A 25,154-nucleotide genomic window follows, 5' to 3' on the forward strand; every position below is an offset into this window, starting at 1 on the left:
GGCGAGTCCGTCGGAGCTTTGAGTCGGGTTCGTACAACAGCCAGCTTACGGACACAAGGTGCCGGAAATAATTATGGCGTCGCTAATTGAACCCGTTTTCATAAGTGCAAAGATAAGCTTTTGCCGCCAAGCGGTGAGGTGGCCCCTCAAAAGCGGGAGAAAATGCGGAATCTTGGGGGGGAGTAGAAAAAAAATTGGCCGATTCCTTTACAGTAATTAAATTTATTTTACCTTAACGGGGCGTTAAACCGGTAGATAATGCTGCTGGTCTACGCAAGAATTAGTTTTCATTTGGTTTTTTGGGGTTATTGGGAGGCAACTTGTTGCCTCTTTTTTTATGTCTGCTCGGAACGGTTGACCATAGCAGGCGAGCGATTCTCTCTTCCAGGAAAGTCTAATTATCGGAGGCCGAGAAACTTAATTGTGGAACGATCGTTTCCTTTTGAAAATGTAACGAACGTTACAGAATTGTTTCACTCTTTTAATCTGGATCAAGATGACAGACTTAACAGGAAAGATCGCGGTCGTAACCGGCGGGAATTCCGGAATTGGCTACGCTACGGCAGAACGACTGAAGGCGGACGGGGCGCGGGTGATCATTACCGGACGTTCCCCGGAGCGAGTGACGGAGGCCGCCGCAGCCCTCGACGTGGTTGGTTTGGTGGCCGATGTGAATTCGGTATCCGCGTTAGGCCGACTCGCCGATGAAGTAAAGGCGCTGGTGGGCAGCATCGATATTCTTTTCATCAACGCCGGGGTATTTGAACCGGCCCCGCTGGGAAGCATCTCGGAGGACATGTTCGACCGGCAGATAGGCATCAACTTCAAAGGGGCGGTGTTCACCCTGGAAAAGTTCTTGCCCATTCTCAACGACGGCGCTTCGGTGGTGAATCTTTCCTCCATCAATGCCTACACCGGCATGGCGAATACGGCCATCTATTCTGCTTCCAAAGCGGCGATGAATTCGTTCACCCGTACGGCGGCGACCGAGCTGGCCCCCCGCAAAATCCGGGTAAATGTCGTCAATCCTGGTCCGATCAAGACCGCCATTTTCGGTAAAAGCGGACTGTCGGAAACGGATCTGAACGGTTTTTCGGTGGCGATGGAGCAACGGGTTCCGCTCAAACGATTCGGCGAGCCGTCGGAAGTGGCGCATCTCGTTTCGTTTCTAGCGTCTTCGGAGGCTTCCTTCATTACCGGCGGGGAGTACAACATCGACGGAGGGCTTAATATCAATCCGCTAATGAACTAACCCCTCGCTCACCCCCACGGTATGAGAGTACCCCGGCACTATCTTTGCGGAAGTGACCGGGGCTTTCCCGTATTGCTACCCTTTCCCGTTATGGCCCGTACCAAAGAATTCGATGAGGATACCGTGCTGGATAAAGCACGCGACCTGTTCTGGGAACGGGGTTACCACGCTACGTCGATCCAGGACCTCGAGGCTTACCTCGGGATAAGCCGTAGCAGCCTTTATCGATTTTTCGGTGGCAAGCGAGAGCTGTACGATCGGACGCTCGCCCGGTATCAGGAGGAGAATTTTCAGCTTCTCCGGCGGCAACTGGGGCATACCAAAAACCTGAAGGCGGATTTGACCAATCTACTGTTGGCGACGGCCCGCCAATACAGCCCCGATTGTGCCGCCCTCGCCAAAGGTTGCTACCTCGTGAACGCTACGACCGAAATGGCCAATGCCTGTTCACGGGCCCTCGATTTCGTAGCCGATAATCGGGAACGGTTCGTCGACATCGTGGTGGAGCTCCTCGCGGCGGCGCAGCGGCGGGGGGAACTGGACCCGCAGGCCGACCCGAAACCGCTGGCCAACTATTTATTCCTCTGCTACAATGGGTTGCAGGTAGTCGTACAAACCCGCGTCGATCGCAACGACTTGGTAGCTACGGTAACCCACATCGTGGATGCTTTGCCCTGGACCGATCCGGCTTGACGCCAAATCACCCGTCATCGCCACCGTTTTCGGTCGCCCAGCACCACGCTACAGTCGGCCTTGCGCCCCACTTCAATCTTTAACCACTAGCGTAGCCGCGGCTATCCTGATCTCTTCGTAGCTATACTGCTCGCCGAAGTGCTCGAATACCGGCCGTAATCCCTCTCCGCTATAATCAGCGAGAAAGGCGGTCAGCGGAGCCAGGCGTTCGGCCGGCACTACCTCCTCGGCCGCCAGTTCGCCCTTCTTGACCCAATGCAGCAAGTGGCTGTGGATCGTTCCAACGGTCAAGTCCCGGTCGCTAGCAATTTGGTCAACTGACGTTCCCGCGCGGAATGCCGCCAGCGTAATCTCCCGCGAAGACAAACCGGGGGTGGATATAGCATCCGCTTTCTCCGTCAACTCGAAACTACCGGAGTGGACTGACACGTCCTGTTCCTCCGCATAATCGCTGACCAACGCAAGGATTTCGTCTCCATACATTTCAAACTTGCGCTTACCAATACCGGGAATCGCCTGCAGGGCATCGGCATCACCGGGTAGTATGCCCGCTATGGTGAGCAAGACCGCGTTGTGCAGAATGCGGTAGGCCGGAACGCCCAGCTCACTGGCCGTGTGGGTGCGCCATTCCACCAGCTGGGCATACAATTCGGGATGCGACACGGTATCCAAGGTCACGGTGGGTTTGGACGGTGATTTTTTTCGCTCCTGCTGGAAGTCCAGTATAGCATCCGTGCGGGCCCGCAGGTAGCGATCCGGAGTGAATCCTTCGTCAAGGGACTGAAAGCACCGCAGCTTGATGGCAAAATCCAACCCGCACGCTTTCATCCGCTCGGTGACGGCGTCGTACACCTTCCGGTTATCGGACATGAAGGACAACTGGCCGAGGTTCGCATACAATTCCTTAATCGCGGGCACCATGTATGCCCCCGCTTTTTTTAAGCGCGTACCTAGTTCCTCACTTTCACTGGGAAGATGGGTTGCCTGTTGGTAGGTCTTCAGTTGCAGTTGAAAACTCCGGCTGACCTGACCGATCTTAGCTTCGAGTGCTTCCCTGATCTGCCTGGCTTCTTCCAGGGCTTTTCCCTGTACGGCTTGTTCGTGCTCGAACAGCGTACGCTCCAACTGGGCAAGGTGGCGATCGGTTCCCGAAAAGTCGAAAAGCTCCCGCAGGCAATTGTACTGGTAAAGCCGGCGATCGGCCGCCAGGTCTTCCGCCGTGGGCGCCTGTTCTTCCGCCCGGGTGGAATAGTCGCTGACTACCCTGTCCGTTTTTACGCTGTTGCTGCCGATGCGACTGCGCAGAACGATCCCTTCGAAGGTCTTGCACCGGCTGAGAGCCACGTACACCTGGCCGTGGGCGAAGGCGGCGGCCGCGTCGATGATCACCCGCTCGAACGTTAGGCCCTGGCTTTTGTGAATCGTGATTGCCCAGGCCAGCCGCAACGGGTGCTGGGTAAACGTACCGATCACCTCGTCGGTTACCTCCTTACTCTGTTTGTTGAGTTCGTACTTTCTGTTTTCCCACACGACGGGTAGCACGGCGATCGATTCCTCGGAGGGGCTGACTACCGTAATCCGCTCGCCCTCGATGGCGGTAATTCGGCCGATTTTGCCGTTATAATAGGCGTGGCCCGCCGTATCGTTCTTATTGAACATCACCTGCGCCCCGACGCGAAAAGCCTGCTTGGGGTCATTGGGGTACATGGACGCCGGGAACTGCCCCTCGATTTCCGCCTCGAAGTGGTGCAAGGGGGTGGAAAGGGTGCCGAGTTGTCGCTCGTTGATAGCGTTCGCCGTCCGGTTGTGGGAAGTCAGCGTGATGTATTCATCTTCCTTGCGCGGCTCGAACTCCGCTCCGCGGTATCGGCTATTCAGCAACGACAGCGTGGCTTCGTCCATCCGATCGTGGCGCACGCGGTTCAGCAGGTCGATGAAGTCGCCGTCCGATTGCCGGTATATGTGCTTTAACTGTATGGTTATGACGCCCGACCGGGCCAGTTCCCGACTACCGAAGAAATAAGGGGTCTCGTAATGGCGGCTCATCTCCACCCACTCATTGTCCCGCACCACCGGCGGTAACTGGTGGAGGTCGCCGATCATCAGGAGTTGTACACCGCCGAAAGGCCGCTTATCCGCCCGGTATTTGCTCAGTACGGCGCTCAGGGCATCCAGTACGTCGGCCCGCACCATGCTGATCTCATCGATGACGAGGAGGTCCAACCCCCGAAGCACCTCCGCTTTTTCGCGACCGAGACGATGTGTGCGCAGCTCCGCCTGGAGGCGATCCGGGGAAAGCACGCCAAAGGGAAGCTGAAACTGGCTATGAATGGTGACGCCTTTAGCATTGATGGCGGCCACGCCCGTAGGGGCCACCACGACCTTGCGCTTCGGCACCATATCCCGGATTTTATGCAGAAAGGTCGTCTTTCCGGTACCCGCTTTACCGGTGAGAAAAATGTGGCGGTCGGTCTGGCTGACGTAACGGTGGGCGAGTTCCAGTTCGGGATTGGTAGACATGGTTAGCGAGTTGTGGACCGCAAGTAAGGGCGACGGAGCGCAGGTGTCCCGTTTTTAAGCGTATATATTCGAATATATTCGTTTAAAAACGTTTACAGATGAGTCATATACAATAAGCGGCGGCTATCCGAGGATCTCGGCCGTATCCGACTACACGCTCGTTGTCGGGTAGTACATGATTCGGAAGTTGACGGAACTAGCCAGAAAGCATTTTTCCCCGGCCTCCCGGTGCAAGGCGTTGGCCGTTCCGATCTTTTCCGGGTCCGCGATCTTCACCGTAGGGTGGAGGGCGACCCCCGTGAATTTCCCCGAACCATCATCCGCTTCGTGCATCGTTCCTTCGGCCCGGTCCTGATAGTCGAGCACGACGATGCCGTTCACCGCCGCAAGGTGGAGGTACCAAAGCATGTGGCAGGAAGACAGGCTCGAAAGGAACAACTCCTCGGGATTATATTTTTCCCGGTCGCCCCGGAACAGCGGATCACTGGAGGCTTCGATAGGGTGGTTCTTGCCGTCGACTTCGATGCGGTGGTCTCTGGAATAAGCACGATAGTCCAGGGTGCCGCTGCCGCGGTTGCCGGTCCAGGTTACTTGGCTCTGATAACGGTGTGTTCTTTCCATCCTTCAAAATCGGAAAGCCCGGGCGAATCACCAAACGATCCGGCCCGATCCCTGTATCTTGTCGCCGCGCCCGCCCATCCGCCGCATACTTATGATCGAAGGCACTGTCATCAAATCTACCGGTAGCTGGTATAACGTACTACTGGACGAACCCACTCCCGAGGGGGACAACACGTTGCGGTGTCGGGTGGCCGGGAAGTTCCGGCTCGACGATATGAACCTCACCAATCCCATCGCCGTGGGTGACCGCGTCACCGTGGAATTGGAGACCAACAACGATGAGGAAACCGGGGCCATTCGGGGCATCGCCGATCGCAGAAATTACGTGGTGCGCCAGAGTCCGCGCCGCAAACACGACCTTCACCTGATCGCCAGTAACGTGGACCAGGCGATCCTGATCACTACTATTGTCGACCCCGGTGTCAAATTGGGTTTCATCGACCGCTTTCTGCTGATGACCGAGCCCTTCGGTATCCCGACGACCATCGTCGTCAACAAAGCGGATCTGTACGGTGCGGAAGAAATGGAGACCTATGAAGTAATCCGCACTATTTACGCGGACATCGGGTACCGCGTCCTGCTGGTCAGCGCGACCACGGGGCGGGGCATCGAGGAACTACGGGCTATGATGCACGGTAAACGCAACCTGCTGAGCGGACAAAGTGGGGTAGGGAAGTCTACCCTCGTGAATGCCGTCGAACCCGGTCTGGAGCTCCGCACCGGCGAACTCAGCGACTACACCGGAAAGGGGCAGCACACCACCACCTTCGCCGAGCTCTACCAGTTGAGCTTCGGGGGGGAGCTCATCGACACCCCCGGCATCAAAACCCTCGGCTTTAACTACCTCAAGCCCCAGGACGTCGCCCACAACTTCCGCGAGATTTTCGTCGTCAGCGAAGATTGCCGGTTTGGTGGTTCCTGCCTGCACCGTACCGAACCCGGCTGCGCCGTCAAGGAATCGGTCGAGGAAGGGGATGACCGTGTGACCGATCTACGTTACTATTCCTACCTCCAGATACTGGAAGAAGTTGAAGGACAGAATTACTGGGAAAGAAGGAAGGTGTAATGACCAAGTGGATATTGAAGGCAGCGGTCCAAAAGACAATCTCCTTTTTGCCGGCGAAAGAACGCATCAACTTTTTCTTTCAGAAGCACGTCACCCGTGGCGTGAAGTTATCGGACCAACACCTGGAATATAAACTGGATGCCGCCCGCGACCATATCCGGTATTACGAAACTTACGGGGCCATACCCAGAGACGTGACCACGGTACTGGAATTAGGTACGGGATGGTATCCCATTGTTCCGCTGATGCTGTTTCTCGCCGGATTCGACCGCATCGTGTCCATCGATATCCGAAAGTGGACCAGTAAGGAGCGGCAGCTGGTGAGTATTGGACGCGTGCTGCATTACCTTGACGAAGGGCGTCTTGCCGCCTACCTGGATCGAATCGTACCGGAACGGGTACATACCCTGCGCGGCATCCTGGCTTCTCCCGAAGCGTTTTCCGAGGAAGCGATCAACGAGCTGATCCAGTTATCGCCCCGGATCATGGACGCCACCGCCCTTGACTTTCCGGATCATTGCTTCGATTTTATCTGTTCCAACAATACCTTCGAGCACATTTATGAGCCGGTATTACGCAAGATCCTGTTGGAATTTAAGCGCGTGCTGAAAGGGGACGGCGTGATGAGTCACTTCATTGACCTGTCCGACCATTTCGCACACCTCGATCACTCCATCACCATCTATAACTTCCTGCGCTTCGACGCCTGGCAGTGGAGGCTGATCGACAACGACATTCAGCCCCAGAACCGGCTCCGCTGGCGTGACTACCGGAAGCTTTACCATTCAATCGGTATGCCTATTCGGGAGGAAAGCTACTTAGCCGGAAACGTAGCTGCGGTACGCTCGGCCCGTCTCAGTGCCGAATATGCCGCGTATACTCCCGAAGAACTGGCCATCAGCCATGGCTTTCTGGTGAGCTAAAAACGGTGCGGCCATTCGGTACCGGAAGGGTTGCTCCACCGCCCCCCCGGGAGTTCGAATCCGAAGCTTTCAATGCCAGTCCGTCGGCCATTTGCCTCCTGCATTAGCTACCTTCGCGCCTCACCTAAAACGCTATGTTTTACCCCATCATGGCCAAGCGACCGTATCCCCCCCGATCCGTATGGCTTTCCGATAGTGCCACGGATTTTCGCCCGGGCGGGTCGGGATTTTCCCTTCTTCCTCGCTCGACAACGTCCTTCCGAAAGACCGCCATTTGGCCGCTGTCCGATTTTCGCGGATACGGACTTCCCGCAGCCGTCGCTTTCGTCCCCTGCAACGGAGTATTTCAATCCCGGCACTAGCTTATATGCCTTCGAATCATGAACAGCCCTATCGAATGAAATTTACCCTGCGTTCCGGACTTTGGATGGTGGCCGGCTTGAGCGTACTGCTCAGCCTAGCCCTGCACTGGAGCATTCTCGGTGCGGAGATACAGGGCCACCACAACTGGCGTCAGTCGTACACCATGTGGAACATATACAACTTCGCGTACCACGACAACGACATTTTAAGTCCTCGCGACGGTCAGTGGAATGGCGGGTCCAACATCAACCGATTGGAGTTTCCGATCATGCAGTGGGGAATCGCACAAGTCGTTCGACGCTTCGGCCACGAAATATTGGTCTCCCGCCTGCTGGTTTGGGTTATCGGCCTGGTCGGTCTGCTGGGTTTCTATCGGTTACTGCGGGTCATGGGATTTGCTGCCTGGCTTGCCCTGGCGGGTACCGTATTCTTTCAGTTTTCCCCGGTCTTTTATTTCTACACGGTCAACGTTCAGCCCGATCTGCTGGCGCTGGCCGCGGGTATATGGTACCTGTATTTTGTCTTTGCCTACTTTCGGGGCGGGACAACCGCCCGCTTGATTGGTGCGGGACTGGCGTTAATGATCGCCACATTGGCGAAGTTGCCTTTCCTGATGCTTTCTATCGTCTCCATCGTCTATTTCGTTTCGAAACTGTTCGAGAAGGGACAGGAACGGAGGAAATTAATCGGTTTCGCCGGGGGGCAATTGCTGTTGATTCTGCCGGCCCTGGCCTGGTATGCTTGGGTAATGCCAACCTGGAATAGCAGCCCGGCGCTCTACGGCATTTTCGGCAACGAAAACACGCCGGAAGAGAATCTCCGCATCCTCCGACACTTTTATCAGCATTACATAACCTACGACCTGTTATCCCCGGCGGTATGGGTATTTTTCCTGCTGGGCGTTTTCGTACCGGCCCGTCCCCGCGTATCGGTATCGTATACGCGTTACGTTTGGGCGCTGGCCCTGATGACCATAGTCTACGTTATTCTGCAGTGGAATACGATTACGTACGTACACGACTATTACCTGCTGCCTCTCCTGCCTTGGATGTACATCGTGGTCTGCGCGGGCGCCGGGCGACTTGTCGAGTGGGGAGCGGCCCGGGGTCTGGTCAAGATGGGGTACACCCTGTTAGCTAGCGCACTGGTTGGCAGCCCCATTGCGGCGTATACCTTACGGCAGGAGTACTGGGAGGAGTCACGGAGCTACCATTACGATGAGTTCCGGGATATCTTTGCCTACCAGGAGGAACTGCAGGCAGCGGTTGATGACGACGCCCGGGTAATCGTAGCCAATGACAATTCCGGTACGATCTTTACCTGGCTGATTCGAAAACAAGCATACGTGTTCGCAGGGGATAACTTACGTCCCCATTGGATCAAGGATATAATCGATACCCACCGACCTACCCACCTGTATTCGAATACCAGGGTTGTAGACGAAAATCCGGAAGCGGCGCCTTATCTGGATAGTCTGGTTCTCAGCCGCGGGAATATTCGGGTATACCGCCTGGCGGATCCGGAATAGCGCCCCCGGGCATCAGTCATCCATTTCCATGGTGCGCCCGACAATCTTTACGACGAAGTAAAGCAGTACGAGCCCCCCCGCCATCAGGGAAAGACACACCAGCCAGCCACCGCCCAGGACCGTCGACAGGAATCCGGCGGTCATGGCCACCGCGCCGACTGTCAGGGCATACGGAAGCTGGGTGCGCACGTGGTCGATGTGGTGGCAATCGGAAGCCAGGCTGGAGAGGATGGTCGTATCCGAGATCGGCGAGCAGTGATCGCCGAGCACACTGGCGGCCAGCACGGTGCTGATTACGTTGTAGAGTAAGCCGGCCGCATCGGGTTCCGCCCAGCCGGACAGCATGGCCACCGTCCAGGTGAGGGGAATGGCGATAGGGTAGAGGATCGCCATGGTACTCCAGCTGGACCCCGTAGAAAAACTAATCAGTGCCGCCAGCACGAAGATGACGGGCTGCAAAAGGTAAGGATTGAGCGCATCGCCCAACAATTCGACCAGAAAGGTGGCCGTATGCAGTTCTTCCGTCGTCAGGGCCAGCGCCCAGGCGAGGGTGAGGATCATCACCGCCGAGAACATGGCTTTGAATCCCGCCGTGAGGGCGCCGATGGTTTGCGCGATGTTCATGATGCGCTGACCAACGGTGAGGACCAGGGCAACCACCACGCCGCTCATGCTCGCCCACAACAGGGCCACGTAGCTGTCAGCGGCGCCGATCGTCAGGCCCAATTTGGCGAAGAAGCCACCCTCCAGCGCACCCCACACGGCGCCCCAGTCACTCGAGGCCGGCGGATTCTCCAGCCCGCCAGCCAGGGAGTTCAAGCCGGTATCGAACAGGCCTACGATCGTCATCACCACTACCGTCAGTACGGGAATGACGGCGTTGCGGGCCCGGAGGGGAGCGCCCGGTATGGGGTCCAGGTCTTCCTGGTCGTCCACCGCGTCGGTTTCCAGGGCGGTAGCCTTCAGGACGCCGGTGGTACGGGCGCGGGTTTCGGCGGTCAGCATCGGGCCGAAGTCGCGGCGCTGATAGATCAGGTAGAGGATGAACGCCAACGTGAAAATGGGGTAGTAGCTGTACTTGAGCGATTCGATGAAGACGGCATAGGGCGTCGTATTGGCGAAGTGCTCTACCTGCTCGATCCCGTCGCCGATGTAGCCCAGCTCCGCACCGATCCAGGTGGTAATAAAGGCGACGGAAGCTACCGGTGCCGCCGTGGAATCGACGATGTAGGCCAGTTTCTCCCGGCTGATGCGGAATCGGTCGGTGACCGAGCGCATCGTATTGCCCACGATAAGGGTATTGGCGTAATCATCGAAGAAGATGGCCACGCCGAGGAGCCAGGTGACAAACTGCCCCCGCCTGGGGTTGGTAGCGTATTTCGTCATCCGGTTCACCACCCCGGCCATGCCCCCGTTGCGGGAGATGATGGCCACCATGCCCCCGATCAGCAGGCTGAAGACAATGACCGACAGGTGGCCGGCGTCGTTCAGGGAATTGATGAGGTAGGTGTCGACGGTATCCAGCAAGGCTTTGATCACGCCCAGAAAGGCTTCGAACCGCAATCCTCCGGCGATAAAGGCCCCCACCCAGATGCCCGCAAACAGGGAGATGATGACCTCCTTGAATAGGAGCGCCAGGCCGATCGCAATCAGCGGGGGAAGGATAGACAGCCACAGGGGAATGCGACGCAACCGGTCCGGCCCACTTCCGTCGGCCAGATGGTACAGCTCCGTATGGTCTTCCATACGCAGTAGCTGGACGCCGGATTCCACCGGGATCAGCCAGCCATCGTCAACGGCAGTTGCCAGCACGGCTTCCCCGTTCAGTTCGAACGTTGCTCCTGCGTCCGCGCCCTGAATAAAAAGCCCTTCCTCGGTAGCCGTTACCCGCGGTTGCGCCCCTATACCGGACCAACTACACAGCAAAAAGGCGAACAAAAGCGTAAGTCTGGGGAGGGGCATATGGGAGGCTTGGGCCGCCAATATACGGCAGGGCATTGCTTGGCGAAAAACCGCCGATCCGCCCGGAGCAGACAAACAATCCCGGGGTGGGAATGTACCTTGGGTAAGCCGATTCCCTATGTGCCGACCGTCCTTCCTATTTGCCCTCCTGCTGCCCCTCGTCGTAGCCGCCCAGTTTGAGATGACCCCCGCCTATCCGGTCGTCACCGACGCCGCCGGCCGGGAGTTGCCCCTGGCCTGGCTGGGCGGACTGAACGCTCCCCAGTTCATGCGCACCGACCTGGACGGCGACGGGCAGGCGGACCTGTATATTTTCGATCGGGCGGGCGATGCCCAGATCGCCCTGCGCGGAAATGGAAACGGCAGCTACGCGCTCGCACCGGAACTGCTGGCCGGTTTTCCCGCGGAGCTGACCCACTGGGTACTGCTGCGCGACTACGACGGCGACGGCATCGACGACCTCTTCGCTTACTCCGCCGCCTCCGGTGGCTTTCGCGTGCACCGGGGATTCCGGGCGGCGGGCGGCCTGTTATCCTTCCCCGTCGATCCGACCTACGCCGGCCTGCGGTACCCTTTTAACAACGGCACCATACCCATTTTCGTTACCCCCATCGACTATCCCGCCGTGGATGACCTGGACGGCGACGGCGACCTCGATATCCTCACCTTCAGCGTCGGGGGCGGCTACGTGGAGTACTACCGGAACTATAGCTTTGAGCGGGGTTTCGGCACCGACACCCTGCTCTACGAGCTGGAAAGCGAATGCTGGGGGGGCTTTTATGAGAGCGGACGCACCCCGGCCCTCGATCTCGCTGCCGTTGCCGGGGCTTGTTTCGCAAAGTCTTTGTCGGAGGAAACGCGGGTAGGGCGCCGGCACGCAGGTTCCACGGTTCTGACCCTCGATGTCGACGGGAACGGGTTGAAGGACGTGATGCTCGGCGACGTTTCCTTCGAATACCTGGTGCTAGGCCTCAACAAGGGCACCCGCCAAACGGCCTGGATCAGTAGCCAGGATACGACTTGGCCGACACCGGGGGTGACCGCCAATATCCCGTTCTTTCCCGGAGCTTACCACCTCGACGTAGACGACGACGGTAATCGCGACATCCTGGCCTCTCCCAGCCAGACCCTCAACGCCGAAGACATCAACGTGGGCTGGTACTACCGCAACGTCGGTACGAACGCTGCTCCTTCCTTTGCCCTTCAGGACAGCCAGTTCCTCGTTCGCGACGCGATCGACTTCGGAACAGGCGGTTTGCCGGCCGGCTTCGACTACGATGCCGATGGTCGGACCGACCTGGTAGTCGGCAATACCGAAAACTTCGGACGCAGCGGGATTTTTGACAGCCGCCTGCGCCTGTATCGCAACACGGTCGGTGCCGCGGGGGAGCCGGCTTTCACCTTGGTGGAGGAGGACTACCTGGAGCTCAGCCGTTTCCAGAATAGTTCGTCGGCGTTTGCCCCGGCCTTTGGCGATCTCGATGGGGACGGCGACGTCGACGCCGTCATCGGCGAGCGGTCCGGCCGGCTCATCTATTACGAAAACCTGGCCGGCCCCGGCCGGCCAGCGGAATTCGCCGAACCGGTCTTCGGGTACATGGGCATCGACGCTGGTCAGTTGTCCAAGCCCGACATCGCCGATCTCGACCGTGACGGTCGCAACGACCTCGTTGTCGGGGGGTTCGACGGCCGGATCCGCTTCTACCGCAACGTCGGGGAACCGGGTGCCCCCCGCTTCGACCCCGACGAAGCCGCTCCCGGCAACCTGCTGCAGCTCGGCGGCATCAACACGAATAAGCCGGGCCTGAGCAGCGGACATCCCACCCCCCGGGTCATCACCTACGACGATCGTTTTCTAATCGTGACCGGTAATCGGTCCGGCACCCTGGAGGCCTACTCGTTTGCCGAATATACCCAACCCTTCGTCGCGCTGGGAGACACGGTGGCCGGCATCGACCTGGGGGGCTATTCCGCACCGGCTACCGCGGATTTCAACAACGACGGTCAGCTCGAACTGGTAGTGGGCAATGAGCGGGGCGGCGTGACCTACTTCCGCACCGACCTGGCGGCCGAAGCGCCCACGGGGGTCTTCAGTCCGCCACTTTCCTTACTGGATTTCGGCGTATTCCCGAATCCAAGCGGGGGGCTAGTCACCCTCTCGGACCTCCCCGGATCGGTGGCGCAGCGCATCGAGGTGTACGGCAGCCAGGGGCAACTCGTGCGGACGGTCGACGCGGCCGGGCAGGGGGTTCGGGAGCTCGATCTAACCGATCTGCCGGCCGGTTTATACCTTATTGAAGTCCGCACGCCAGCGGCACGGGGGGCGCGCAAAATTTCGCTCCTCGACGGGGCCGTCCGGTAACGGATCGCCGGCGACCGAACCTGAAGGGGTTCCTAACGATTGATGAGTACTATGCACGAGCCAGATAAGCCCATTCTCACCGAGCGGCAGCGCGAGGTACCCCAGTTGCGCTGGGTTGATACCTTCAGCCGCGTTCTCGACTCTAAATTTCGCATTCCGGGTACGGGGGTTCGCTTCGGACTCGACTTTATCCTGGGCCTGGTGCCCGGAGCGGGGGATATTCTGTCGCTCGGGTTGTCCGGTACGCTCATCGCCACGATGGCCCGGCACGGTGCGAGTCCGCGATTAGTAGCCCGAATGCTGGTGAACGTAGTACTCGATGCCCTGGTCGGATCGATTCCCATTCTCGGCAACATCTTCGATCTGGTTTACAAGGCCAACTACCGCAATGCCGAACTGATGCGGGAGTACTACGAGGAGGGTAAGCACCGCGGAAGCGTTTGGCCGGTGGTCGTCGCCGTGATCGTGTCGATCCTCGTACTGATGGTCGTCCTGATCTGGGTGATCATCGAGCTTTTCGAATGGCTCCTCAGCTTTTTTTGATCCGGTTTACCAGCTCCACGCCGTGCTCGATAAGTTCTTCGAGGCCGAGGTGGGTATTGTCCAACAGGATGGCGTCGTCGGCCTGCCGTAGGGGGCTGTCCGCCCGGTGGCTGTCGATATAATCGCGCTCCCGCAGGTTTTCGGCCACCTCCTCCCGGCTTACTTCCCGTCCGGCCGATAGTAACTCGCTGAGGCGGCGATCGGTACGGGTTTCCTGGTCGGCGGTGACGAACAGCTTGAGGTCGGCATCGGGAAAGACCACGGTGCCGATGTCCCGCCCGTCCAGAATCACGCCGCCGTTCTCGCCCATTTTGCGCTGTTGCTGTACCATCGCCCGCCGCACCTCGGAGCGGGTAGCCACCGGGGAGACCATCTGGCTGACGGCCAGCCCGCGAATCTGGTGTTCAACATCTTCTCCGTTGAGGAGCACGTGATTGTCTTCGGGCCGGAAGTCAATGTGAATATGCGGGACCGCGGTGCGTATGGCCTCGTCGTCGCCCGGGTCGATACCGTGGCGCTGAAAATAAAGGGTGACGGCGCGGTACATGGCCCCGGTGTCGATGTAGCTGTACCCCAGGCGGCGGGCGAGCGCTCGGGCGAGCGTTGATTTTCCGCAGGCGCTGTAGCCGTCGATGGCGATCGTGTATTTGTCTTTCCCCAAGGGACTGAATTTTGCCAATTTCGGTAAGAAAACCGAGGGGCATATTACGGAGAAAGCCGATAACCCGCGGGTCATCGGCTTTCTCCGGCCACTAGGGCGGGGGAATTTTAGTATTCGTCTTCGTTGAAGAGGAAGTCGTCCTTCCGCGGGTAATCGGGCCAAATGTCGTCGATGGCCTCGTAGCTTTCGCCTTCGTCTTCCATGGCCTGCAGGTTTTCGATCACCTCCAGGGGGCTGCCGGAACGGATGGCGTAGTCAATCAGCTCGTCGCGGGTGGCGGGCCAGGGGGCGTCCTCCAGGTGAGAAGCAAGTTCGAGGGTCCAATACATACTAACTGTTCTTTAAATACCTATCAAAGCCTCCAGGCTACAATTTGTTTCGGCTCGTTCTGGCCGCAAATGTAACATTTCGCGTTCACTGAGCCGGAAAATTTCTCCAGGGAGGGGTGGGGCGTTGGAAATCAATCAGTTGTAGGTTCCGATAACGGTGAAACTTTTGTCTTCGTAGCCTGGAGGAACCTGGCCGACCCGGCTGCTGTTGCGGGGGCCGGTGGGGTCGCAGAAGAGGTACCGTTGTCCTTTGTAGTTGAACGAGTCGCCCGGGATGTCCGTGCCAACGGCCACGGTAAGGTGGTCGTCGTAGGCAATGACGGCCATGGGCAGGTCCAGCAAATCCCGCACCAGGGCGAAGAAGAGGGCGGAACGGTCCTCGCAGTCGCTGTAGCTGTAGCCGAAGAGCTCTTCCGGAACCATGGGCTTCGAGCGACCGAAGTATTCGTTGTCTTCTTTATAGGCGAAGGCCGAGCGGGTGAAGCTGGTCAGCAGCTCCAATTTTTGCTGGGTATCCATTCCCTGCATGAACGTTTCCAGCTGGGGTAGCAGGCTCGCGGAGAGCGTAGGGGAGAGGGGCGTATCGAGGTAGCAGTATTCGTGGATGAAGGGGTAATCGGTCATGATGTCTACCATCGTCTTGTCGAAGGTGACGTCGATTTTTTGGGGTACGCCGTGGTAGTTGAATTCGAGTGATTTGTCGGTCGGTTGTTCGGCCAACTGGGGCCACTGCTTCAACTGGAAGCCGAAACTTTTTCCCCGGGGGTTGGGGTGTTCGTTGTAGATGTAGAGCCGTTGCCGTCCCTTGCAATCGCCGGCAAGGCAGCTGATGTTGGCGTAGGTTCTTCCGTTAGACTGGATGATGGGAACCTCGAAGAGATCCTCCGTCGTGTAGACGTTCACGAAGAGCTTGTCGCCGCGGAAGGTGAGGCGGGCATCGAAACCGGAATCGATCAGGAGCTTGTAGAGCGTAATATTCTGCACCAGCGGCGACTGTCCGCCGTAAATCGAATGCAGCGTCCGGCGGGCGAGCTTGAAGAAAAGAAAATCGTTGAGTTGGTACTGCCCCTTTGCTGCCAGCAGGTGGTTCAGCAGCACCTGGGTGGGGCGCTTTTCCAGTTGGTTATAGGTATGCCGGATGGAGACGTTGCTCAGGGTGGCGGGTTCGTCCACGAGCATGGCGGGGTCGAAGGTCACCGCGACGGGTTGGGCGTAAAAGGGGAGCGAAAAGCGTTGGTAATTGACTGGGTTGCCCAGGTTAGTGAGGTTGGTATTCGCAAAGGCCATCAAGCATAAAGCCAGAAGCGTGAGCCGTGCGACAACGATTTTCATGAGGTTTGTTTTCAAGATTCCGGGGATGTAAGCGGCGAGTGAACACCAGGCTGACCTGATACGTACTATACGCTTGGTGCCGCCAAAAAGTATAGCGATTCACCCGGAATTAGGAATTTTTTAATGGTAAAATTCCTGCCCACGAAATAATTGCCGGAAAGCTTACACAGGATTGACTTTCGTTACCCCATGCCTATGGGGTTATTCCCCCAAATCGAGGCTGGCCGCTTCCCATTCTTCCATGACGGTTTCCAGTTCCGTCTGCTTTTCCTTTAGCCGGGTCGCGGTCTTCTCTACCCGGTCGGAATCATCGTAAAAGTCGGGGTCGGACATCTCCAGGTGGATTTTCTCGATCTCCTTTTCAAGCCGCTCGATTCGGCGCTCCGCCGTACTCACTTCCTTTTGCAACGCGCGCCGCTCCTCGTTACTCAGGTTGCGCCGGGGCGCGGGTGCGGGGTTGACCGGTGCCGAAGTGCCGTTTGGCGACGCCCCGTTTTGCTTCGGTTTCTCCAGCTCGACGCTCCGCATATCCTGCAACTGCCGCTTCTCGAGAAAGGCATTCACGTCACCGAGGTGTTCGTAGAGTTGGTGGTCGCGAAACTCGATGGTGCGGGTGGTGAGGCCCGCCAGGAATTCCCGGTCGTGGCTGACCACCAGCAGCGTACCGTCGTAGTCCATCAGGGCCTGCTTGAGCATGTCCTTGCTGGCCATATCCAGGTGGTTGGTCGGTTCGTCCAGCACGAGCAGGTTGAAGGGCCGGAGGAGCATGCAGGCGAGGGCCAGTCGGGCCCGCTCGCCGCCGGAGAGTACCATGACTTTCTTGTCCTGGTCCTCTCCGCTGAACAGGAAGGCACCCAGGATACCCCTTAGCCGAGTCCGCATTTCGGGGGGGCTCGACTCCTCCATGGTTTCCAGCAGGGTTTTGTTGCCGTCCAGGGCATCACTCTGGTTCTGGGCGTAGTAACCAACGCTGACGTTGTGCCCCAGCGTGATCTCGCCGGCGGTGGCCGGGATTTTACCGATGAGAATCTTCGCTAGGGTCGTCTTTCCCTGTCCGTTCTGCCCGACAAAGGCTACCCGGTCGCCGCGATCCACCTTCAGGTCAACGCCGCGCAGCACGTTCAGCTTGCCGTAGGTCTTGGTGACGTTCTTGGCCAGTAGGGTGATGGCGCCCGAACGCGGTGCCGGGGGGAAGCGGAGGTTCATCACCGCGGTGTTGGTCTCGTCGAGCTCGATGCGTTCGATCTTATCGAGTTGCTTCTGCATCGACTGGGCCATCTTCGTTTTGGTGGCCTTGGCCATGAAGCGGTTGATGGTCCGCTCCTTGTCGGCGATTACCTTCTGTTGGTTAAGGTAGGCAGCCTCGGCTTTTTCGCGGCGTTCGGCCTGGAGCTCCACGTACTTGCTGTAGCCTGCTTTATAATCGTACACCTTGCCGAGCTCGATTTCGAGGGTCCGGTTGGTTACGTTGTCAAGAAACTGCCGGTCGTGACTGATGGTGATTACCGCGCCGGAATAGCTGCTGAGCCAGTTTTCCAACCAGATGATCGACTCGATGTCGAGGTGGTTGGTCGGTTCGTCCAGCATCAGGTAGTCGGGCCGCTGGAGGAGCATTTTGGCCAGTTCGATGCGCATCTGCCAGCCGCCGGAGAATTCGGTGGTCTGGCGGTTGAAGTCTTTCTGGGAGAAGCCCAGCCCTTTGAGCACCCGCTCGGCTTCGGCTTCCATGGTGATGCCGCCGACGAGGGCGAATTTCTCGGTGAGGTGGGTGAATTCCTCCAGCATTTCGGAGTAGGAATCGGAGGTATAGTCGGTACGGACCTCCATTTCCTTATTCAGTGCTTCCAGCCGGTCTTCCATCTCCTGGATGTGGGCGAAGGCGGTGAGGGTTTCTTCCATGACGGTGTTGCCGGAGGGCAGGTCCATCTCCTGGTGCAGAAAACCGAGGGTGGAACCGGTTTCCCGCTGCACCTTGCCCTCGTCGGAGTTAACGTCTCCCGCGATGATTTTCAGCATGGTGGACTTACCGGCGCCGTTGCGCCCTACGAGGCCGACCTTGTCGCGGGTGCCGATGGAAAACGTCACGCGGTCGAAGAGGACGCGGTCGCCGTATTGTTGATAGATGCCGGTGGCGGTAAGCATTCGGTTGGGGGTATATGTAAGACTAAAGGACCGGTTTCGCCGGAAACTGCAGGACGGTTGGGGCGCTGAATCGGAATTCCGCCGCAAAGGTACGAAATGACGTAGTCCTTTGCCTGAGTCCGTGGGCTAAACCTCTTGTAATCCAGCCGTTAGCTCACATCGCGCAGCGGCAACTCCCTAGTATCACCCTTTCTCCCGCAGCAAACCCTCCTGCACCACGCTAGCCACCAGCTTACCCTCCAGGTTAAAGATGTTGCCCCGGGTGAATCCCCGCGCTCCGCTGGCACTCGGACTGTCCATACTATACAAAAGCCACTCGTCCGTGCGGAAGGGGCGGTGAAACCACATGGCGTGGTCCAGGCTGGCCATCTGCAGGTTGCGGTAATCGGTGGCGCGGCCGTGGGGTAGGAGCGCCGTAGTGAGCAGGTTGTAATCGCTGGCGTAGGACAAGACAAGTGCCTGTTGGCGCCGGTCATCGGGCATGTCGCCCTTGGTGCGCAGCCAGACGTTGCGGGTCGGAGCGTACTTCTCCCGGTCGAAGGGATTGAGGAATTCGACGGGGCGGAACTCCAGGGGACGTTCGATACTCAGGATCTTCCGAATGTTGCCGGGCAACTGATCTCCGAATTGCTTGGCCATTCCCTCGTAACTAACCAGTTCGTCGGGTTGGAGCACTTCCGGCATATCGACCTGGTGGTCGAAGCCCTGTTGATCGAGTTGGAAGCTGGCCGTCAGGTGAAAGATGGCCTGCCCGTTCTGGATGGCCTTCACCGCCCGGGTGGTGAAGCTGCCACCGTCGCGGATCCGGTCGACCTCGAAAACGATGGGAATGTCCAAATCCCCCGGTAGTACGAAGTAACCGTGGAGACTGTGCACCTGCCGCTCCTCCGGCACGGTCTGCATCGCCGCGGCGAGCGCCTGCGCCAGTACCTGTCCGCCAAAGACCCGGGCGCTGCCGACGCTACGACTTTCTCCCCGGAAGAGGTTGACTTCGAGACGTTCGAGGTCGAGCAGGCTGAGCAGTTCGGAGATTTGTTTCATGGGGCAAAGGTAAAGGAAACGCCGCGCCATGCACCGAAATGACGTCCAATAGTAAGGCGAATCGGCAGGCTCCAAGCTACCTCTCCCCACTTTTCCCGCATTCGGGGAGTTAGCACGGGAAGCCACCGCTTTGGGTGTTGATGAGCGCTCTCCCTACCGGATGGCTGGTCACCTGCGCTCCGCCGCCCGGCTTGCACTCCGCGACGCCTTACCTACCCAGGCTCGATAGCCGTGTACTACTCCTTTACTCCGGGGCGGTGTAGCGCGCTCCCGCTACTAACCGCATGGAGTCCCGTTCCGTGGTGCGAAAGACGGTGGGAAGAAAAATCCGTTCGCCGACGCGCTGCTGGTAGACGGCAAAGTGAAGGTGGGGCCCGGTGCTGTAGCCGGTATTACCGCTGTACCCGAGCAGGTCGCCCGTAGCTACCGGGGCGCCCAAGGCGACGGCTACTCCGTTCTTCCGCAGGTGGACGTACTCGGCGATCGTTCCGTCGGCGTGGAGGATGCGAACGAGGTTGCTGAACTGGGAACAGACCGGATCCGGACAGCCGGAGTCGTTGGAAGCGACCGCTTCAATCACGGTGCCGGACCGCGCGGCCAGCACCGGTGTGCCCTCCGGCATGTCGAAGTCCAAGGCTGCTTTTGCCCGATGGGAGAAGCTCCCGTCGTATCCCTGCAGCACCCGCCGGGCTACCGGACCGGAGAAGGGGAGGGCGTACACGTATGCGGTATCGTAGGGCTGGCGGTTAATAGTCCCGGTTTGGGAAGTGTAGGAATACCGGAACCCGTAGCCGTCCCGGTTATTCACCCGGACAAGCCGATGAACGATGCGGGTTGATCGGGGAGCCAACACCACGGTGTCCCGTTCGCCCTCGACCCGCAGGTTGTCCAATTGCCATTCAAACACCAGGGAGATCGGAAGGTAGCCGGGGTTCGTTACTTCGATGTGGTAGCCGTCCTTGACGTCGATCCGTCTCACGGTGGGTTTTTGGGCGAGGACGCAGGAGCCATGAACGCACAGGAACAGCAGGCAAATTCGGAAAATCATTCGTTGCACGCGGGGGGATGACTAGTGGCTGATCCAAAGATAAGCTTTGGGAGTGCCGGCCGATGGGGCTAGTGAACCCAACGGTCCTTCATTTCCTTACTACCGTTGCTCCCGCGCTCCGCCGCCATCCTTTTGTCAGGGCGGACTGTTAGCAAGACAACTATATTAGCCAAAATTCAAGATCATGCCCGAACATCACCACCCCCCCGTCTACATCGTCGCCGCCGTCCGCACGCCCATCGGTTCCTTCGGCGGAGCGTTGGCGTCCCTTTCTGCTACCCAGTTGGGCAGTGCCGCGATCCGGGGAGCCCTGGAGCGGGCCGGTGTCTCGCCCGACAAAGTCCAGGAAGTATTCATGGGCAACGTGGTGAGTGCTAACCTGGGGCAAGCTCCCGCCCGCCAGGCTGCCCTCGGCGCCGGTGTTCCCAATACGGTGCCCTGTACGACGGTCAATAAAGTGTGCAGCAGCGGTATGAAAGCCGTGATGTTCGGCGCCCAGACCATCATGCTGGGCCACCACGACGTGGTCGTCGCCGGGGGGATGGAAAGCATGTCCAATATTCCCTATTACGTCGCCGATGCCCGGTGGGGGGCCAAGTTCGGTGACCGCAAGCTCATTGACGGCCTCACCAAGGACGGCCTCACCGACGCGTACGATCAAAACGCCATGGGCACTTGCGCCGACGCCACGGCTAAGAAGTACGGCTTCACCCGCGAGGAGCAGGACGAATACGCCACCAATTCTTACAAGCGCAGCGCCGAGGCGACCAGCAACGGCACCTTTAAGCGGGAGATCGTGCCCGTAAACGTGCCCCAACGCCGCGGTGACGATCTGATTATCGATGAAGACGAGGAATACAAGAAGGTGAAATTCGAAAAGATGGCCAGTCTGCGGCCCGCTTTCTCCAAAGATGGCACGGTGACCGCCGCCAATGCCAGTACGATCAACGACGGCGCCGCCGCGCTGGTGCTGGTGAGCCAAAAAGCACTGGATGAACTCGGCCTGAAGCCGCTAGCCAAGATCATCTCCTTCGCGGATGCCGCCCATGAGCCGCAGTGGTTCACCACCGCCCCGACCAAGGCCGCTCCTTTGGCCGCGGAGCGCGCCGGGCTTACGATGGAAGACATGGACTATCTCGAGGTAAACGAAGCCTTTTCCGTAGTGCCCATGGCCTTCGCGAAAGAGCTCGGCCTCCCGGGCGACAACATGAACGTCCACGGTGGGGGCGTCTCGCTGGGCCACCCGCTGGGTACTTCCGGTGCGCGCATCCTCGTCACGCTGATCAACGTGCTGCACGCGCGGGAGGGGAAGTATGGCTTGGCTACGCTTTGTAATGGTGGGGGTGGGGCATCGGCTGTGGTGGTGGAGGCTTTGTAGGAGGTAAACACAGAGGTGCCACGGAGTTTAAAGCACAGAGGTGCCGCAGAGGGGTTGTTTTTTTCTAAATAAAAACTACATTTAGTTTTAACTTAGAGAAAAAACAATGAAACCTTTGAACAAAATCACCTACGACATACGTGGGGCTGCCTTCCGGGTGCATACAGAACTTGGACCCGGACTGCTGGAATCGGCTTACGAAGCATGTCTGATTCATGAACTTCAGCAAATGGGATATTCCGTAGAGAGACAGAAGGGATTACCCTTAAGATATAAAGATGTTGATCTTCAGATAGGCTATCGCATGGACATGCTGGTGGCTGGAAAAGTAGTAGTCGAGTTAAAGGCAGTCCGTGAGCTAACACCAATAGATACTGCGCAAATCCTGACGTACATGCGACTGAGCGGAGTCAGGCTAGGACTATTATTGGACTTCAACGTGTTCCGAATGAAAGATGGGATCAAGCGCTTCATCGTATAACCGGTGCGCTCCCATCAGGGTACTATTAGCGTTGCTTTACTTGGAGCTAAGCAAAAATCCAAAGCGCTAAAAGTATCTCTGTGGCACCTCTGTGCTTCCCACTGTGGCACCTCCGTGTTTACAGTCTTTGAGCGCAGCGAAAAGCCAGCACCTTGCCTACCCACCACCTTAGCGCTTCTTCTTAGCTCTGTGGTGAACCTTGCTGCTCCCCCGCTGAAGGCAGCTCCTCCAACACCACCGGATCATAATCAAAACTATTCTCCGGCACCAACCCCTGCACCCCGTCAAAGTGGCGGTAAATAAAGTCGAAGTCCGCGCGCACGTCGCCGGTGGGGTAGAAGGGCTTCGAAAATTCGATCACCCTGTTCCCGAAATCAAATTTGGCGAAAACCATGGGCACCTTCGCTTCCCGGGCGATCCAGTAGAAACCGGTTTTGAAGCGGTCGACTTTCTTCCGGGTACCCTCCATGGCGATGCACAGGTAAAATTCCTCTCGCTCGGCGAAAATTTTGGCTACTGCCTGCACAAAATTGGAGCGTTTCTCCCGCACGACGGGCACGCCGCCCATAAATTTCATCGCCCAACCCGCCGGCCCCTTGAATAAACTGGATTTAGCCACGAACTGGATGTAGCGTCCCGCCGCCGCCCGGGCGTAGATGCCGTAGGGGAAATCCCGGTTGCTGGTGTGCGGACCGGTCGGAACCACGCACTTCTTTGGCCAATTGCCGTGGTTGTGGTCGACAAAGCGCATGCCGTTCAGGCGGAACATGAAACGGGCCAGCCAGGCGGGCATCATAGGATCGACGTTCGGTTAAACAGCTTCAAAAAATCCGGTCGCGCGGTTCTTCCGTACGCCATCCCAGGTGAAGTATCGCCCGTTCATGACGATGTACACTCCGGCGGGTAGCGACTGTACGAAAGCCAAGGCGCTGCCCAAGTTAAAGAATCCGTCGGAAGAACTACCGAAGGCGTAGGGAATCATGGCCCCGGTAATGACGATGGTCTTGCCGCGGATATCGGCCTTGGCCAGGTGCTTGGCGGTATCCGTCATGGTGTCGGTCCCGTGGGTGATCAAAATCTGGTCGGTCTCGGCGGCGCGGCAGTTGTTGGCGATGTTCTCCCGGTCCTGCGGACCGATCTCCAGGCTGTCGACCATCATAAGCGTCCGGATGCTGACGTCGAGGGTCGAGCGACCGACTTCCAGCATCTTGGGCAGGCTGCTGTCGCGGAAGAAAAGCTTGCCGGTTACGAAGTCGTATTCTTTATCGAAGGTGCCGCCGGTAACGAAGATCTGGATCAAGGTATAGAGTTATATACTCGCAAAAGTATCAATTCCGCTTCCATGACCTCGCTATTCAAGGATTATATCTGGCCGGAAAAATGTCCGCGCTGCCGCCGCAAAATGCGTTTGCTCGACAGGGTACACCGGCTGACGCTCTCACTTGCCTGGGTAGTGAGCCTGACCCGGGGAAAGGCCATCGATACCTCGGCGCGGCCCATCAACAAATGCGATTTCTGCCACCGGTAGGCTGGCTGGATACCGCTGCGCTTTAGGTCTTCCGCTTTTTCTTCTTCGCCGCGGGAAACAGGATGTTATTGAGAATCAGCCGATAGCCCGGGCTGTTGGGGTGCAGGCTGAGGTCCGTCTCCGGGTCGTTGACGAGGTGGCGGTAATCGGCCGGATCGTGGCCACCGTAAAAGGTAAAGAAGCCCTCTCCGAACTGGCCGTGGATATAACGGGCTTCGCTGGCGGGTTTGTTTTCGCCGAGCACCAGGACGCTGCTCTTGATGTGCTGGTTGCGGAACGCGGTGGTCTGTCCCATGAATCCCTTGACGGTACGTACGTGGTTTTGGGTCAGCATGGTCGGTACCGGGTCCCACTTGGCACTGAAGTCGAAAAGGGTGAAGTAGTCCTGCTCCGGTGTGACCGGCCGCGGATTATGATCGATGGAACTGAATTCGTATTCCAGGGGGTTACGCTCCAACTGGAAATTTTCGAAGGCGAAGGTTTTGCTGAAGTCCAACTTTTCCTGGGCCTGGGGATCAATGCCGTCACCGTCGTAGTATTGGGCATTAATGTCCACTCCGTCGGCGGCCAGGGCAATGTCGTAGCTATCCGTAGCCGAGCACATGGCGAACATGAAACCTCCGCCGCCGACGTACTCCCGTACCTTTTTTACGACGCCGAGCTTTAGCTGACTCACCTTTTCGTAACCGTTAGCGGCCGCCAACTCTTCCTGGTAAGCCACCTGCCGCCGGTACCAGGGGGCCGTATGAAAGCTGCGGTAAAAGCGTCCGAACTGCCCGGTGAAGTCTTCGTGGTGCAGGTGCAGCCAGTCGTATTCTGCCAGCTCGTCGTTGAGGACTTCCGTGTCGTAAATGGTTTCGTAGGGAATTTCGGCGTAGGTAAGTACCAAGGTAACTGCATCGTCCCAGGGCTGGACCTCGGTGCCCTCGCGAAAGTTATAATCGGGGGTGTAGACGGCGATCTTCGGTGCCTTTTCGAGCTTCATCGCGTCCATGTTGCGTTCCGGGTCGGCGATCTCCTCGAGGATGCCATTGAAGCGGGTATCGGGGATCACTTCGTATTTCACGCCCCGCGTCAGACACTCCCGCTCGAAGGCCCGGCTGTGCTGAAAGGCGAAGCTGCCGCCCCGGTAATTGAGCAGCCACCAGGCTTCGATGTCGTTGTTCAGTACCCAAAAAGTAATACCGTACGCTTTCAGGTGATCCGTCTGGGTCTCGTCCATCGGGATCAGAATGGTGGAAGCCCGGGCCACGGTGGCCAACACGACAAAGAGCAGAAGGAGGGGGAGTTTGCGGTACATACGGAAAGCTTTCAACCCAATAAACGAATGCCGGCCGGATTAGGTGTAAGCGGAGTACCCGGATGTCCGACAGGGTGCATA

22 protein-coding genes are annotated in these 25,154 nt (G+C 58.2%); 10 read left to right on the forward strand and 12 right to left on the reverse strand.

Going from position 1 to position 25,154, the window contains the following annotated elements; all coding sequences use genetic code 11:
• The first annotated feature begins 496 nt into the window (after window positions 1–496).
• Together CLV84_RS12615 and CLV84_RS12620 are read left to right on the forward strand one after the other, a co-directional pair.
• A complete protein-coding gene (locus CLV84_RS12615) occupies window positions 497–1,252 on the forward strand; it encodes an SDR family oxidoreductase (RefSeq protein WP_104420149.1) in 756 nt (251 codons plus the stop codon).
• A gap of 90 nt (window positions 1,253–1,342) precedes the next feature.
• A complete protein-coding gene (locus CLV84_RS12620; RefSeq protein WP_170067689.1) occupies window positions 1,343–1,945 on the forward strand; it encodes a TetR/AcrR family transcriptional regulator in 603 nt (200 codons plus the stop codon).
• Between the two features lie 72 nt (window positions 1,946–2,017).
• On the opposite strand, the gene CLV84_RS12625 is transcribed toward CLV84_RS12620, so the two are convergent.
• On the reverse strand, window positions 2,018–4,465 hold the full coding sequence (locus CLV84_RS12625) for a helix-turn-helix domain-containing protein (protein ID WP_104420151.1): 2,448 nt from the start codon (window positions 4,463–4,465) through the stop codon (window positions 2,018–2,020).
• Window positions 4,466–4,615: 150 nt separating this feature from the next.
• Complete coding sequence (locus CLV84_RS12630) at window positions 4,616–5,086, reverse strand: OsmC family protein (RefSeq protein WP_104420152.1); 471 nt, start codon at window positions 5,084–5,086, stop codon at window positions 4,616–4,618.
• 91 nt (window positions 5,087–5,177) lie between these two features.
• On the opposite strand from CLV84_RS12630, the gene rsgA reads away from it, so the two are divergent.
• From rsgA to CLV84_RS12650, 3 genes are all read left to right on the forward strand, one after another.
• Window positions 5,178–6,152 carry a ribosome small subunit-dependent GTPase A gene (rsgA, locus tag CLV84_RS12635; protein WP_211295253.1) on the forward strand — a complete coding sequence of 325 codons (975 nt, stop codon included), beginning with the start codon at window positions 5,178–5,180 and terminating at the stop codon, window positions 6,150–6,152.
• Window positions 6,152–7,075 (forward strand): class I SAM-dependent methyltransferase, encoded by a 924-nt coding sequence (locus CLV84_RS12640; RefSeq protein ID WP_104420153.1) that lies wholly within the window; start codon window positions 6,152–6,154, stop codon window positions 7,073–7,075. The genes rsgA and CLV84_RS12640 overlap by 1 nt, the downstream gene beginning before the upstream one ends.
• A gap of 397 nt (window positions 7,076–7,472) precedes the next feature.
• Entirely contained in the window at window positions 7,473–8,966 is a 1,494-nt protein-coding gene (locus CLV84_RS12650) for a glycosyltransferase family 39 protein (RefSeq protein WP_170067690.1), read from the forward strand.
• Between the two features lie 12 nt (window positions 8,967–8,978).
• Here the strand turns inward: CLV84_RS12650 and CLV84_RS12655 are convergent, their stop codons facing one another.
• On the reverse strand, window positions 8,979–10,928 hold the full coding sequence (locus CLV84_RS12655; RefSeq protein ID WP_104420156.1) for a Na+/H+ antiporter NhaC family protein: 1,950 nt from the start codon (window positions 10,926–10,928) through the stop codon (window positions 8,979–8,981).
• A gap of 118 nt (window positions 10,929–11,046) precedes the next feature.
• Here CLV84_RS12655 and CLV84_RS12660 point away from each other — a divergent pair, with 118 nt between their 5' ends.
• Together CLV84_RS12660 and CLV84_RS12665 are read left to right on the forward strand one after the other, a co-directional pair.
• Complete coding sequence (locus CLV84_RS12660) at window positions 11,047–13,290, forward strand: T9SS type A sorting domain-containing protein (protein ID WP_104420157.1); 2,244 nt, start codon at window positions 11,047–11,049, stop codon at window positions 13,288–13,290.
• A gap of 51 nt (window positions 13,291–13,341) precedes the next feature.
• The gene (locus CLV84_RS12665) at window positions 13,342–13,833 is read left to right on the forward strand and encodes a DUF4112 domain-containing protein (RefSeq protein ID WP_104421179.1); all 492 of its coding nucleotides are present in this window, start codon (window positions 13,342–13,344) and stop codon (window positions 13,831–13,833) included.
• Here CLV84_RS12665 and cmk read toward each other — a convergent pair.
• The 6 genes from cmk to CLV84_RS12695 all read right to left on the reverse strand — a co-directional run bounded on the left by cmk (window position 13,820) and on the right by CLV84_RS12695 (window position 20,386).
• Complete coding sequence (gene cmk, locus CLV84_RS12670) at window positions 13,820–14,494, reverse strand: (d)CMP kinase (protein WP_245911498.1); 675 nt, start codon at window positions 14,492–14,494, stop codon at window positions 13,820–13,822. The genes CLV84_RS12665 and cmk overlap by 14 nt on opposite strands.
• 107 nt (window positions 14,495–14,601) lie before the next feature.
• Complete coding sequence (locus CLV84_RS12675) at window positions 14,602–14,823, reverse strand: DUF2795 domain-containing protein (RefSeq protein ID WP_068220307.1); 222 nt, start codon at window positions 14,821–14,823, stop codon at window positions 14,602–14,604.
• A 135-nt stretch (window positions 14,824–14,958) separates the two neighbouring features.
• Window positions 14,959–16,155, reverse strand: a complete 1,197-nt coding sequence (locus CLV84_RS12680) for a hypothetical protein (protein WP_104420159.1) — start codon at window positions 16,153–16,155, stop codon at window positions 14,959–14,961.
• Between the two features lie 201 nt (window positions 16,156–16,356).
• Window positions 16,357–18,297: an ABC-F family ATP-binding cassette domain-containing protein gene (locus tag CLV84_RS22165; protein ID WP_104420160.1), complete on the reverse strand. Its 1,941-nt coding sequence runs from the start codon at window positions 18,295–18,297 to the stop codon at window positions 16,357–16,359.
• Window positions 18,298–18,480: 183 nt separating this feature from the next.
• Window positions 18,481–19,338 carry an acyl-CoA thioesterase II gene (gene tesB / locus CLV84_RS12690; protein WP_104420161.1) on the reverse strand — a complete coding sequence of 286 codons (858 nt, stop codon included), beginning with the start codon at window positions 19,336–19,338 and terminating at the stop codon, window positions 18,481–18,483.
• A 244-nt stretch (window positions 19,339–19,582) separates the two neighbouring features.
• Complete coding sequence (locus tag CLV84_RS12695) at window positions 19,583–20,386, reverse strand: M23 family metallopeptidase (protein ID WP_146088797.1); 804 nt, start codon at window positions 20,384–20,386, stop codon at window positions 19,583–19,585.
• Between the two features lie 184 nt (window positions 20,387–20,570).
• On the opposite strand from CLV84_RS12695, the gene CLV84_RS12700 reads away from it, so the two are divergent.
• Both CLV84_RS12700 and CLV84_RS12705 read left to right on the forward strand, forming a co-directional pair.
• The gene (locus tag CLV84_RS12700; protein WP_104420163.1) at window positions 20,571–21,764 is read left to right on the forward strand and encodes an acetyl-CoA C-acyltransferase; all 1,194 of its coding nucleotides are present in this window, start codon (window positions 20,571–20,573) and stop codon (window positions 21,762–21,764) included.
• Between the two features lie 106 nt (window positions 21,765–21,870).
• A complete protein-coding gene (locus CLV84_RS12705) occupies window positions 21,871–22,245 on the forward strand; it encodes a GxxExxY protein (protein ID WP_104420164.1) in 375 nt (124 codons plus the stop codon).
• Between the two features lie 181 nt (window positions 22,246–22,426).
• Here the strand turns inward: CLV84_RS12705 and CLV84_RS12710 are convergent, their stop codons facing one another.
• Together CLV84_RS12710 and CLV84_RS12715 are read right to left on the reverse strand one after the other, a co-directional pair.
• Window positions 22,427–23,041, reverse strand: coding sequence for a 1-acyl-sn-glycerol-3-phosphate acyltransferase (locus CLV84_RS12710; protein ID WP_245911500.1), 615 nt, complete (start codon window positions 23,039–23,041; stop codon window positions 22,427–22,429).
• A gap of 15 nt (window positions 23,042–23,056) precedes the next feature.
• Entirely contained in the window at window positions 23,057–23,545 is a 489-nt protein-coding gene (locus tag CLV84_RS12715; RefSeq protein WP_104420165.1) for an asparaginase domain-containing protein, read from the reverse strand.
• A gap of 42 nt (window positions 23,546–23,587) precedes the next feature.
• Between CLV84_RS12715 and CLV84_RS12720 the strand changes: the two genes are divergently transcribed.
• Window positions 23,588–23,773 (forward strand): hypothetical protein, encoded by a 186-nt coding sequence (locus CLV84_RS12720; protein WP_104420166.1) that lies wholly within the window; start codon window positions 23,588–23,590, stop codon window positions 23,771–23,773.
• A 22-nt stretch (window positions 23,774–23,795) separates the two neighbouring features.
• On the opposite strand, the gene CLV84_RS12725 is transcribed toward CLV84_RS12720, so the two are convergent.
• The gene (locus CLV84_RS12725; RefSeq protein WP_104420167.1) at window positions 23,796–25,073 is read right to left on the reverse strand and encodes an asparagine synthetase B; all 1,278 of its coding nucleotides are present in this window, start codon (window positions 25,071–25,073) and stop codon (window positions 23,796–23,798) included.
• Window positions 25,074–25,154 lie beyond the last annotated feature (81 nt).

Source organism: Neolewinella xylanilytica, assembly GCF_002934605.1.
Classification (GTDB): domain Bacteria; phylum Bacteroidota; class Bacteroidia; order Chitinophagales; family Saprospiraceae; genus Neolewinella; species Neolewinella xylanilytica.